Here is a 12279-nt window from a genome sequence, read left to right on the forward strand (position 1 = left end):
ATTTATGATCGAATTTGAAGACCGCTTGGCGGATTACATTTAACCCTGGCAGTTACACAGAATTATTTACAGGGTCTGGAGCTGCGGGTATCAGGTTAAGTAGTTGGACCTTCAATATCATTTCAAGAGTACTTGTCGTTAAATAAGCTTGCCCCTAAAAGAACCGCTCAATATATTTCAATTAATTCCTTAAGGAATCATAAATAATGAATTGCAAGAGGCGGGGTGTACCATATTTCGATTGGGCACCCCTACAGGTTCTCGCAACACTCACTTTGCACTTGCATCGATAATCAAGATTACTTTTTAATAGATGAGCACACATTTGGAGTGCATAGATCCTGAGATATTTCTTCCTGAAACATCAGCTCGTAGCCTTTTCGCTTACCAGCTGCTACCTAACCTCACAGAATCCTCAATTGTAAACCTGGCTCTATCATCAGGCTTGCGACCACGAGCCCTAGGACTGAAAGAGGATAAGGAGCACTAAGAAATATGCTTAGCCAGAGTTGCTGCTGCAGCCTTAGCTTTCTGTGGCGTATACCCATACCCAAGGCTAATTCTCAATGTTTTTTCTCCCTGCTCGAAGCTTAACCCTATTGCACGAAGAACGTGGGATATATCAATAGCCATCGAAGAACAGGCTGAGCCTTGAGAAATAGCTAACTCTTCATCTCTCATAAGAGACTGAATGTCCAATTTTTGAATTGTTATATTTAGAATGTTTGGAATTACCGAAACCCCGCCATTGATTGTATAGCTACAATATTTGCCAAGTTCATTGAGAAAGGCAGATCTAACTTCACCAATTGCCACTTGATCAATATACAACCCACTTTGTGATACTGCCTCACCCATACCAATGATTAATGGGCTGGCAAGCGTCCCCCCCCTTAATCCTAGCTCTTGGCCTGCCCCATGAATCACAGGGTCAACTTTTGTTTCTCTTAGGTCTCTAATATATAGGGCTCCGATCCCTTTTGGTCCGTAGCATTTGTGGGCCGAAACTGACATAAGGTCGATATACATATCATCAACATTTATGTCCAATTTGCAAAACGATTGTGCTGCGTCGGTATGAAACAAAACACCCTTATCAAAGCACAAAGCACCGATTTCACGAATCGGTTGTGTTGTACCTAATTCGTTATTTACATGGCTTATTGAAACTATGATAGTGTCATCTCGAATCACTTTAGAAATAGAGGCAGAAGTTATTTCACCGTACTTATTCGGCTCAACGTATGTAATCTCAAATCCTTCATTTTCAAGATAGTTACAAATTGAGAGTATGCACTTGTGCTCTATGGAGGAGGTGATAATGTGTCGTCCCTTATCCCTTCGAGCAAGCGCAATGCCTTTTAGCGCGAGATTATTGGATTCAGTGGCACCACTTGTAAAGACTATCTCACTAGGGTAGGCACCAATTTTATCGGCGATTATCTCCCTTGCGCGCTCAACAGCTTTCGCTGCTTTTCGCCCTTGATAGTGTGATGATGAAGGATTTCCAAAGTCTTCGCAAAACCAAGGAATCATAGTCTCCAGAATAGCCTTCGGGAGAGGTGTGGAAGCAGCATAGTCAAGGTAAATCATATTGGGAGCTCTAGGCGCAAGTGTTAGGAGATGATACCTGGCTACAGGCGTAAGAAGAACCTACGCAGTGTAAAAGCGGTAGCCTTTAATGATTTTGCCCTCTGATGCCAACAACCGATCTAGCTCCTCTCTATGCGGCCCATATTCTCTATCTGAATCCACGAATGAGAACGCCGTTAGCTTATGATCAAAAGAAACTTGTTTCTTATAGTCAGGAAATGAAGGATCGATATAGATGCTTTTCCAATATAGAGAAGGAGAGGTGAAGCAACCAGTGTACTCAAAGAAGTCTACATCTTGCTGTCTAAGCTTTACCTTAATCCTCTCTTTCAGCAAGGGGAGAGGAGAAGAGTCAAATCCCTCGTAATTCATAAACGATACTTTGCCAGAAGTGATATGTATTTTCACCAGATCGATATCTTCTAGGTCACCAAACAACTGTGCCGCACACCCAACATAAATTCTAAGAGCTGAAGGCAGTAAGCCCACGAACTTTTCGTGAACAATTAACGAGTGTCCAGGGTTAAGGTGACTGGCAGGGAGTTCTTCATGTGCCTTATTACACAACCCGTTAATTAAGGAAACGTCGCCTAATGAAAAAAGAAGTTTTTTCGCTTCGTCTATCACACTTTTGTATTTATCAAAGAACACCCTTATATCTCGCTTCATTGCTTCGGGCATGTCACTGTAAGTCTTTCTCTTTCCAAATAGCGCAAGCGCAAAGTATACAAGCAAATCCTCTTTTCTCATCTGCTGAGCCCGCGCGAAGTCAGATGTGTCTACACATTGCCCAAGAATTCTGAACGCTTTCTGATGCGAACCGAGTGCTTCTCGCAGCTCACTAGAGCATACGAACTCATCATTAGCAGGCAATCGCCCAAGTTCTAAGCACTTCATCCAAAACTTATCTAAGAGGCTTTTATGCGTAACGAAAAGCATCTCTGCACTTACATTTTTCCGATCACTATCCCCAGTAAGCTGCTTCCAAAGCTGCCTACGCTTATGACGATTTGAAAGAAACTCTTGCTCTTGTAGCTTGTCTTTAAAAACGTAAAAAATGCCTGGAGCCACTGCTATAGCATCATCTTCTAATGTGCGCTCAATGAAGTCTTGAAGCTCAGACTGCGAATAGTATCTCTGGAATGTGTTGCGAGAGGTAAGTATACCGTCCTTATAAGGAGCAAATTTAGAGATCGTCGCTTCACCAGCTATCATGGCTGATATGACAAGAAGCCTTTTTGACAAAGCGAACGCTCTTTGGATAGCCTCAATGCGCTCATCTATATTTTCGATTACATTGATAACAAATCCCAAGTTTACAATATCAGACTCTAGTTGCTCGGTATCAGGTCTAAAGTTAGGATCCCAACCACCCACATTTAAACCATGGGCTTCAAGCTCTCTTAAATCGTCACCTTTACCACACCCGTAATCAAAGACTGAATGATTGCCGTTTAGGTATCCGTGTTTAGCTAAGCACTTGAACGGCGAAGATAGCTCATATCGAGTAATTGCTGTGAGATGGCGGTCGATTTTATCTTCGCTAAGCTCATCGGAAGCTACATCCACTTGAACCAATCGACCGTTGACCAGGCTATATCCTTTTTGCTTAATCAGTCGCTCCCACGAATCTTTGAATCCAATCTTGAAAGGGGTTTCGTACAGCCCTGCTGCTTCACCTTCACGTGTAATTGAGCAAAACTCGTCGTAGCAATCATTCGTAGGTTCGATAAACAGTTCTTTACGATGAAGAATGGGTGGATTCTTCGAATCAGAATACGATGTTACTTTGGTAGTCAGCAGACCCAAATCGACCGCAATGCTTTGCTCAAGTGAGGGGTATGACTCTGAGTAGAATGCTGGGTAACTTAAATACGAAACTTTGAAGTCTCTTGCATGCAGCTTGGCGATATTCCAGTCATCATCGCTAACCTTGATGGCCTGAGCGACTATAGCAAGGAAGCCAAAAAGTGCAGGGGACTGCGACCGCAAGCTTTCTTTATGTAAGTACTTTGCATCAGGAAGCCTTTTCGAATAACGAATTTCCGAAACAAGATGCAAGTATGCCTCTCTATCCATAGCCATATGTGGTCCTACTTTTGGATATTAAACGAAATACAACGACCACGCCCAGAGCTACCTGAAGACACGGTCAGTAACAATCATGATCGCGCAGCAATGTGCTACTCACAAGCTAGTATAGGCACGAGCTTATATAACCATAGGTGCAAATTAATTCAGAAACCAAGCACCATGTTGTCGTATTGCGAAGAACACGCACACTCTCAGCTGAGGCATGACCCATTTGAACACAACAATATGGAAGGAGCATGTGATGTGAACCACAAACACAGAGAAATCTTTTTAATTTCATGCAGTTATGCTATATAGGCAATCCGCATCGTATTAAAGACGATACGAAGATGGTCTGCGACCTAGCTGAACACCTCAACAAGAAGCAGTGTCGCACTCACTTGATTTTTGCGTACCCAGAATAGGCGCCTAGCGGCTATCGCAAAAGTTGTTAGCTAGTTGTGCTTTAACAAGCAAAAGTGGTAGATTCTGGGACAAAAGGTCAGCTACGACTCAGGGACTAGAACATAAGGGAGCTATTCTAAATAGCGTGTTGCAAAGGTGCACGGACGGACCAAAATATGCTTAAAGAAATATTGTCGAACTTTTCTGAGGATGAGCTTCTAAGCTTCCTTCCTAAGGAAGCTGTTGAGTTTGCTTTATGTGTATCTGACACTGATGACGAAGGCGCCTTCAACAAGGAACAATTAGCTGAGATTGTAGCGAACACAAAGAAAGTCGACTTTGTGTTTAACGGAAAATTAAGAAATTTACTAATTGACCGTCTAAAGACCTCAATCTTCATTGATATTTTTCCAGAATTCAAATTAGTCGAAAATGAAGTAAAGCCAATTCATTATCAGGCAGCCATCAGCTGGGCTGATGAAAATATTCAGGAATTTTCAAAAAAAATAGAGCTTGAATCTATATATAAAAGCGAAACAAGCCTAAACACTTCGGTCGAGAGCATATCCAGTATTGAACCTGCCTATCCACTATATCCTTACCAGCAAGCTATATCTAAAAACGTTCTTGCTTCTCTTCAAAATAAAGAAAGAATCCTGATTCACCTCCCTACTGGTGCGGGAAAAACAAGAACAGCAATGAATATTGTATCCGAACACCTTAGAGAGTCTGAGAATAATGTTGTGTTGTGGTTGGCTGATAGGGAGGAACTTTGCACCCAAGCGTTTTCTGAATTTAAAAAAGCTTGGAGTTGCCTAGGCAATAGATCATCAACAATATACGGCATATATTCAACTTCAGATGAAAGCTTAAGCGGCATTGATTCAGGCTTCGTTGTCGGCGGACTTCACAAGCTACTAAGCATAAAAAAGAACGACTCGAATAAATTAAAATTATTATACAGAGAGCTCTGCCGCTCAGTAACTTTAGTGGTTTTCGATGAAGCTCATAAAGCTATTGCGCCTAAGTTCAAGGAAGTAATTAATGACTTTGTTGATAGGGAGGACTTTTCTGCAAAGCTATTGGGCCTAACAGCCACACCTGGTCGTGTATATTCAGACGAACCAATATTTTCCGAAGAGGATAGGCAGCTTTCAGATTTCTTTTATAAAAACAAAGTATCAATGGAGATGCCTGGCTATATATCCCCTATAGATTATCTGGTTGAAAATGGGTATTTAGCAAAAGCCAATTTCAAGTCATTGAATTATGATGGGTCTGGAATATCCGCCTATGAGTTAAGAGACTCAGGCGGAGCAGAAACAGTGACCGCTCTAGCAGGTAATAAGGAACGAAACAAAAGAATCATAAACAAAACTCTCGATGAGTGCGAGAGAGGTTCTCAAATAATCATCTTTGCGTGCACCGTTCAACATAGCATAAACCTTGCGATAGCTCTTGCTTGCGAAGGAATAAAAGCCGCATCTATAGATAGCAAAAATGATTCACCCGAAAGCAGAAGGGCGAAGATCGAACAATATAAAAAATGTGAAATACAAGTCCTAGTTAATTTCAATGTTCTTACAGCAGGATTTGATGCCCCTAAAACCAATGTAACCATTATCGCCAAGCCCATGAACTCCTTGGTTCAATATCTCCAAATGGCAGGAAGAGCTATGAGAGGGATAAAGAGCGGGGGAAACAGGGAGTGCAACATATATACAGTCATGGATGAAATTCCAGAGTTCCAAAGCATAAATATAGCATTTGAATATTGGAACAATATGTGGTCTGTATCAGAAAAGGACTAACAATGAGCAACAGATTTTTAAGTGCCTCTACTGTAATTGAGTCACTAAGAGACAACGGCTATAACAATACAGCTTATGCGCTTGCAGAACTAATTGATAACAGCCTACAAGCAGGTGCAAACAGGGTCGAAGTAGGATTTATTGAAGGACTATTAACCACTGGCGTTAGAAAGAATTATTCAGTATCTGAGATATCTCTTTGGGATAACGGGATTGGAATGGATGCCGAGACCCTGCGCTTAGCAATGCAGTTCGGCGGAGGCACCCACCGCAATGACAGAGAAGGCATGGGTAAATTTGGAATGGGATTACCAAACTCATCAATATCCCAGTGCAAGAGGGTCGAGGTTTGGAGCTGGCAGAATAGCGATACCCCAAACTATACGTACCTTGATGTCGATGAGATGAAATCGGGAGACTTGGAAGAGGTTCCTGAGCCCGTTAAGCGACAAATCCCTCCTGAGTATGAAAAAGCGTTTTTCACCAAAAGGCCGCCGTCAGGAACTCTTGTTGTTTGGTCTAAACTAGATCGATTAAGCTGGAAGACAGGAAAGTCGATATATCGTCACTGCGAGCACCTTGTAGGGCGTATGTATAGGAACTTCATTTGCAACGACAATATAAAGATTGAAAGTATTGTTTATAGAAAAGAAAGCGAAGATCGCCTAGCAGTTTGGGAGCGTGAATTGTTTAAGGCAAATGATCCAATGTATCTCAAAAAGAACACTTCATTACCAGAGCTACCTGGGCATTACAAAAAAGAAGCGTTTTTTGAGCTAATGGACGAGGAGGTTGTATCTGTTGAGTATTTGGATGACAAGGGCAATCCAAAGCGATGCGACGTAACTATAACCACCTCAATGGTTAAAAAAAATATTACGAAGAATATTTTAAAGGATACCGTAGGCAAACTTGGTAGCACAGAGTGGGGCAAGCATTGCAGCAAGAATGTGGGTGTCTCTATTGTACGAGCAAATCGAGAGCTAGTATTGCGTGATTCGTTCCTGACTTCTACTCTCCGAGAAAGTAAAGGTCGCTTTATAGGTATTGAAGTCTCATTTCCTCCATTATTAGATTCTGTATTTGGTGTAACCAACAATAAGCAAGACGCTGTAAAGCTGATCCCTTATGACATGAGATCAATTAGTTCTCAAGCAGGCTTTGATTCAGAACAGGAATACTTGAGAGATTTAGAAGATAATAGTGATTCACTACTTCAAGTTTTAAAAGTTGTGGCAGTAGTAAAAAAACAAATTTCAGCTTTAACCAAGTCTCTAGAAACAATCGATGTGGCGGGAAAGGCTACCAAGCAAGGGGCCAAGTCCGAAGGAGCTGCAGAAGGCGCTGCTGACAAAGCCACACAGGGTTCTGTCCAAAGGGAAAAACATGGTCACAAAACAGGGACTATCACTACTCCTCTGAAAAAGGCTGACGTGGTTGATCATCTCAAAAATGCTGGAGGGATGACCCAGAAAGAGGCGGAAGTTAAGGCAGAGCGACTAATACTAACAGGTAACCGCTTCCTAATAGAGGATGTTGCGAGAGATTCTGAAGCGTTTTTTGATGTCTCAACCAGCAAAGGATTGACTCTAGTTCTGTTAAATACTAACCACGCATTCTACAAGAAACTAGTTAGCAAGCTTGGCGACGAGGAATTAGAAGTGCTTCAAACCGCGATTGCAGGCTTTGCACGTGTAATGAACGAAACCACCGACGAAAAGCGATTAAAGTACCTAAATACAATACGTCGAGAGTGGGGTATTGTTATTAGTGAATTCTTAGACGATCCTTCTGACGACTGTTTCGACGATTTTTAAATACTGGGTTAAGAGGAGCGGTCATGGGGTTAATTTCTAACGAGCAGTTAAAGCGTGAGCTGGATAAATACATCCCAGGCTGCTCCTCATTGAATGTCATCTCTGCATTTGTATCTATGCCTGCAGTAAAATGGCTGAATAGCATTGTTTGCGAAAACGGCACCAAAGTATGCATTGTTGGTAGATTTAGCCCAATGGATTTTGCTAATGGTGCCAGCGATTTCGAGTCTTTAAGACAATGCTTAAGGCAAGGACATACAGTCAAGGCTCTACCTAACCTACATGCGAAGATTTACCAAATAGATTCCGAAATTATTTTTACAGGTAGCGCCAACATGACAGGGAGGGGACTTTCCTTAGTAGAAGCAAGCAATCTGGAGTCATGTGCTAGAGTCGAACCAACAGGAGACACCAAACATTTCATATCAAGAATAGTTGATATTGCATCCATCATTACTCTTAATACATTGGATCAGATGGAGTTATATCTTGACAAGTCATCCTCTGAAAATCAGAAAAAACCTCTAACAGATTGGCCTAAAGATATCTTACCTAAGCCCCAAAGCATCTTTGTTTCTGATTTCCCTTTATGCGAGCCTGGTCAAGCCAATGAGGTCTACCTAGCAAACCCCGCCTTAGAATTCGCCGCGATTGAATACAATCGATCAAACTCATACGTTGCAAAGAATCTGTTTAGAAGTTCGAAAGCATACACATGGCTCGTCTCTCACCTGCATGAAATAGAGAAAGACAGAGGCTTGGGATTTGGAAAAGTATCTAGCCTACTTCATAGAGATTTAGCTGATGACCCAGCTCCGTATCGCCAAGAGGTTAAAGAACTGGTAGCGAATTTATATAAGTATATCGAACTATATGCCAGTGAAGAGGTGCTGGTTCATGTTCCAGGCCGAAAAAGCCAGGTTGTGACACTTCTCTAATGATATTTACCTGACTGCGCCGCCCGCATAAACTTTTGTTACGCGACTGCTCTATGGCCGACAAACGCTCTCATGCCGTCACGTCAACCCGCGCTCAGGGCTTAAAGTAAGAGGCGAGGGGGAGGCCCTCAAGCTGTTCACGCAACAACTCAAATGCCGATCAAAATAAGGTGATGCGTTTTTGAGCAATACGTAGCTGGCTAAAGGTTTAACACAATTCTATTCAACATACTCATAAACAAATAAAAACCCATATATCAAGAGGTTACAACCAACACTTCACAAACAACAAAAACTATGACTTAAAAGACTTTTTGTGCTCTGAAGAATACGCAGACCTATTAAAAAATGCATAATTAGTATTGCTAATATAAAATATAGTATATGTATATTTTGAAGTGGCTAACTTTGTTTTTCTCGCAATTAGTTGAATCGTGCCAGGGATGGTCTTTAAAGGACTTACATGTGACTCTAGATCAGATCAAGAAAGTGGTAGAGATGACAGCAGTAGCACTCGGTTTCGAAGTGCAGGTTGATATTCAAGAAATTGGTGACTCAAACGTTATCTACATGATCATAGATAGCAATCCTTTGCAGCCAGGAGAGACTGGATCTGTAACTGTAGAGACAGAAGGCTTGGAGTCAAAAGAGATTGTAGAGCGCTTGGTAACGGGCTTTGGGCTAGGTCCGAAACCTAGTAAAAATTTAGTAGAAGGTATTTTGTATGTTGATCTTTTTTAGTGTTAGCTGCTGTGCTTGTTGGACTGTACATGCATACTAAAAAGCGCGTCACTTCGATGAATGAGTTCGATAAAGAAGATTTTAACTCGTTGATCAGAGATGCTAGTACTAGATATCAAGAGGCTTTTTCTTTGCTCTTTAATAAATAATATTTGCAATATAAAAATAATAAAAATTTATATTTATGATGGATTTAATAGTCGGCATTGACCCAGGGCTCAAGGGGGCTATTTCATTTATGAAAGCATCTACGGGCGAGATTCTTGATCTCGATGATATGCCAATAAAAAAGGTAGCTCTAATAAGTGGTAAGAAGAAAATCAAGGTGTGCGCTCTGCAGCTCGCTGCTTTGTTTTCAAAGTGGTTTGGTGAGTTTGGGGATGAGATGATGTATCGCTTATCCAGGTTGTTTTGGAGCGTGTCAATTTACAGAGTACCGAAGGTTATGCAGGTTCATTTGGAAACAAACAAAGATCAGCTGGATACACAGATGCATGAAGTAGCGTAAAGAAAAGCCTTGTTTTTCCAGGGATGTTATTATTGACAATAAATACTAAAATACTTAAAAAGTATTCTTGAATAATAAATAAAAATATAATAATATGCGTTTATACTCAATAATAAGAGAGACAAGAATAATGAATGCATTTGAAAGATTGCTTGAAAAAAAGCTTGCAGAGATTGCTGAATACGAAAGAAAGATCAGTAAGGCGCAAGAAGAAGTTGCCATTTACAAAGAGCAGCAAGAAAAATATCAAGCTATTATTGAGATTCTGGTTTCAAAAGAAGAAGAACTAGAAAAAGTCATGACAGAACATTCTGAACAGAAAGAAAAAGAAGAATTACTGAAAGATAATATTAAAAATAGAATTGAGAAGTTTATTGCTTTTAGTGAAGTTGAAGATATGAAGAAACGCATGCTTAAGCTGATTAGAACAAAAAACTCTGTAAATAAATCTGAATTTCATGATATACAGAGAAAGATCGAAGCAGTTGTTGATAAAATGAAAGATGCTGGTTTTGTTAGTAGGGGTTTGTACTATTTAACTTCTGTAAATTACAACAGAGTAGATAAATTTGATCTATCAAAAGCAAGTAAAGAAGAACTTATTACATTGATTGAAGCGTAATTAAGGCTCTCAAAAAGAGCCTAGTGTTTTGCCAGAATTTTTTGTGCGGTAATCCTCCCATTTTAACTGACGTTAGAAGTAGAAGTTAAGACAGTTGGTCATGCATAAAGTCTATTTGATAGCAAAAACAGATATACTATATTGATTAAAAAGTATGGTATTTTATAAAATTGTTTGACATATTGTGGTTAGGTTGCTACGGTTGTCATTATATATCGATACATAAGAATACATCGGAGAGGCGCATGGCTGGCAAAAGAGGTGCAGGTCGTCCAGCTCTAGATCCACTTGAGAAGTTTCGTCGGAAAGTAAAGCGTGCTGAACTAAAGCTGCAGAGCATGAAGACACTAGCAGATCTAGAAACAGAATCTGGACCAATTGACTTGCCTAAACGACGTGGCCGTGTGCCTATGAATGCACAGCAGAAGTTACAGAAAGAGCAGGTCAAGTTTAACAAGCTGATAGCTGAACTTCGAAAAAGGGAAGATGAAGCTGGCGAAGCACACTGTAATCTCGAAGCAGTAGAAGACCCAACGGTCAACGAGCTGGGTCTTTCAACAACGGGAAAGCCACGTTCTGACATTTTTACAATTCTTGATCGCAAACTGAAAGCTGCGAAGAAGAAAGTAAAAGAAGCTGAAGAGATGGAAGAAGTTCGTAATGTAAAAGGCGGCATGGGTCGTCCAAAGATCACAAAAGCTGAACGTGTTCGTCGTGCCAAAATTGAGGCATTTACTCTTGAAGCACGAATACTTGAAGAAGAGGGGAGACTTGACGAAATCGGCCTTCAGAAGCGTAAGCTGAAGAAACTGCGTGATGCTGCTCACGATGCACGTATGCGTATCAAAGCGTACACAAAAGAAGATTACGAGCTTTGCTTTGATGAAATTAATCGAGCAAAACAACTTCTCGAAAGTATTGAAAACACAGTTAAAACAGAAGAGCTTCGTTTCAAGCATCTAGAAGATATGAAAGAAGGCCTGAATGAATACGATGATCTAGAAAATGAATTAAGAGGCATTGCAGAGTATGATCCAAATCTTCCAGCGTGCGAGCACGCTCGAATGATTCAGGTACTGCGAAAGCAGAAAATTATCAAAGATGAACTAAATCGCATTCGAAACGAGCTGAACGCAACTGTTCATATTGATGGTTTTTGATTTCAAGAAGGTCGCTGAGTGAGGCCTTTTTTATTGTCAAAATAAAATAGTAAAATGATAAAAAAGTATCTCAATATGGTTCTGTATATTTTAATGTAAGAATATGGACAAAACATAAAGTATCTGCCACAAAAAATAGGGTAACAACATGATTAGTAAAAAAGATTTAACAGACGAGCTGGCTCTTGCGATAGCACTATGCAGTATCGGCCTGGATATAGGTAAAACATACGAAGATGACGTAAAAGAAGCTGTTAATTCTGATGTAGAAAAGCTGGAAAAACTTGAGAGGAAAGATTTTGAAGGTATTTGGGTTGGAGCTCACTATCTCGCTGTAGTTAATCCAGGTACTCGTGACTTTATCGATCAGCATCCACTTTATAGCTTGGAAGTCATTGATTCAGTAGCTGCAGAATCAAGCTTGTACGACAAGATGATGATGGAAGAGCTGGATCGCATGCTGTGCTGGTTACTCAAGATTGCACTCAAAGCTTACTATTACGAGAACAAGATTTATGAGCGTGTTTTTCTAACTCAAATCAATTAGTATTGTTTGTATAAACTAAATTATAATAATTTTATACTGGGTTTTTTTGGTGAAAGCCAATAAG

General features: G+C 40.5%; 10 protein-coding genes. 8 read left to right on the forward strand and 2 right to left on the reverse strand.

The genetic code is table 11. The features are described 5' to 3' along the window. Positions 1 to 486: 486 nt before the first annotated feature. Both IOQ59_RS10925 and IOQ59_RS10930 read right to left on the reverse strand, forming a co-directional pair. Complete coding sequence (locus IOQ59_RS10925) at positions 487 to 1593, reverse strand: cysteine desulfurase family protein (protein ID WP_193953327.1); 1107 nt, start codon at positions 1591 to 1593, stop codon at positions 487 to 489. A 60-nt stretch (positions 1594 to 1653) separates the two neighbouring features. After that, complete coding sequence (locus IOQ59_RS10930) at positions 1654 to 3678, reverse strand: DNA phosphorothioation-associated putative methyltransferase (RefSeq protein WP_228050846.1); 2025 nt, start codon at positions 3676 to 3678, stop codon at positions 1654 to 1656. 569 nt (positions 3679 to 4247) lie between these two features. Here IOQ59_RS10930 and IOQ59_RS10935 point away from each other — a divergent pair. The 8 genes from IOQ59_RS10935 (at position 4248) to IOQ59_RS10970 (ending at position 12215) form a co-directional block, all read left to right on the forward strand. Further along, positions 4248 to 5882: a DEAD/DEAH box helicase gene (locus tag IOQ59_RS10935; RefSeq protein ID WP_193953328.1), complete on the forward strand. Its 1635-nt coding sequence runs from the start codon at positions 4248 to 4250 to the stop codon at positions 5880 to 5882. A gap of 2 nt (positions 5883 to 5884) precedes the next feature. Continuing rightward, positions 5885 to 7699: an ATP-binding protein gene (locus tag IOQ59_RS10940; protein ID WP_193953329.1), complete on the forward strand. Its 1815-nt coding sequence runs from the start codon at positions 5885 to 5887 to the stop codon at positions 7697 to 7699. Positions 7700 to 7722: 23 nt separating this feature from the next. Next, positions 7723 to 8637: a phospholipase D-like domain-containing protein gene (locus tag IOQ59_RS10945; RefSeq protein ID WP_193953330.1), complete on the forward strand. Its 915-nt coding sequence runs from the start codon at positions 7723 to 7725 to the stop codon at positions 8635 to 8637. A gap of 465 nt (positions 8638 to 9102) precedes the next feature. Then, positions 9103 to 9378, forward strand: coding sequence for a hypothetical protein (locus IOQ59_RS10950; RefSeq protein ID WP_193953331.1), 276 nt, complete (start codon positions 9103 to 9105; stop codon positions 9376 to 9378). Positions 9379 to 9562: 184 nt separating this feature from the next. Next, the gene (locus tag IOQ59_RS10955) at positions 9563 to 9886 is read left to right on the forward strand and encodes a RuvC family protein (protein ID WP_193953332.1); all 324 of its coding nucleotides are present in this window, start codon (positions 9563 to 9565) and stop codon (positions 9884 to 9886) included. A gap of 130 nt (positions 9887 to 10016) precedes the next feature. Further along, positions 10017 to 10508 carry a hypothetical protein gene (locus tag IOQ59_RS10960; RefSeq protein ID WP_193953333.1) on the forward strand — a complete coding sequence of 164 codons (492 nt, stop codon included), beginning with the start codon at positions 10017 to 10019 and terminating at the stop codon, positions 10506 to 10508. Between the two features lie 245 nt (positions 10509 to 10753). Continuing rightward, positions 10754 to 11668, forward strand: coding sequence for an enolase-like domain-containing protein (locus tag IOQ59_RS10965; protein ID WP_193953334.1), 915 nt, complete (start codon positions 10754 to 10756; stop codon positions 11666 to 11668). 148 nt (positions 11669 to 11816) lie between these two features. Continuing rightward, positions 11817 to 12215 (forward strand): hypothetical protein, encoded by a 399-nt coding sequence (locus tag IOQ59_RS10970; protein ID WP_193953335.1) that lies wholly within the window; start codon positions 11817 to 11819, stop codon positions 12213 to 12215. Positions 12216 to 12279 lie beyond the last annotated feature (64 nt).

This window comes from Pontibacterium sinense, from assembly GCF_015209595.1.
Classification (GTDB): Bacteria; Pseudomonadota; Gammaproteobacteria; order Pseudomonadales; family Balneatricaceae; genus Pontibacterium; species Pontibacterium sinense.

Bases quoted from the DNA above. Each gene is read 5' to 3' on its own strand.
- IOQ59_RS10935 (WP_193953328.1), top strand. From the start codon at position 4,248: ATGCTTAAAGAAATATTGTCGAACTTTTCTGAGGATGAGCTTCTAAGC.
- IOQ59_RS10955 (WP_193953332.1), top strand. From the start codon at position 9,563: ATGATGGATTTAATAGTCGGCATTGACCCAGGGCTCAAGGGGGCTATT.
- IOQ59_RS10945 (WP_193953330.1), top strand. From the start codon at position 7,723: ATGGGGTTAATTTCTAACGAGCAGTTAAAGCGTGAGCTGGATAAATAC.
- IOQ59_RS10940 (WP_193953329.1), top strand. From the start codon at position 5,885: ATGAGCAACAGATTTTTAAGTGCCTCTACTGTAATTGAGTCACTAAGA.
- IOQ59_RS10930 (WP_228050846.1), bottom strand. From the start codon at position 3,678: ATGGCTATGGATAGAGAGGCATACTTGCATCTTGTTTCGGAAATTCGT.
- IOQ59_RS10960 (WP_193953333.1), top strand. From the start codon at position 10,017: ATGAATGCATTTGAAAGATTGCTTGAAAAAAAGCTTGCAGAGATTGCT.
- IOQ59_RS10965 (WP_193953334.1), top strand. From the start codon at position 10,754: ATGGCTGGCAAAAGAGGTGCAGGTCGTCCAGCTCTAGATCCACTTGAG.
- IOQ59_RS10970 (WP_193953335.1), top strand. From the start codon at position 11,817: ATGATTAGTAAAAAAGATTTAACAGACGAGCTGGCTCTTGCGATAGCA.
- IOQ59_RS10925 (WP_193953327.1), bottom strand. From the start codon at position 1,593: ATGATTTACCTTGACTATGCTGCTTCCACACCTCTCCCGAAGGCTATT.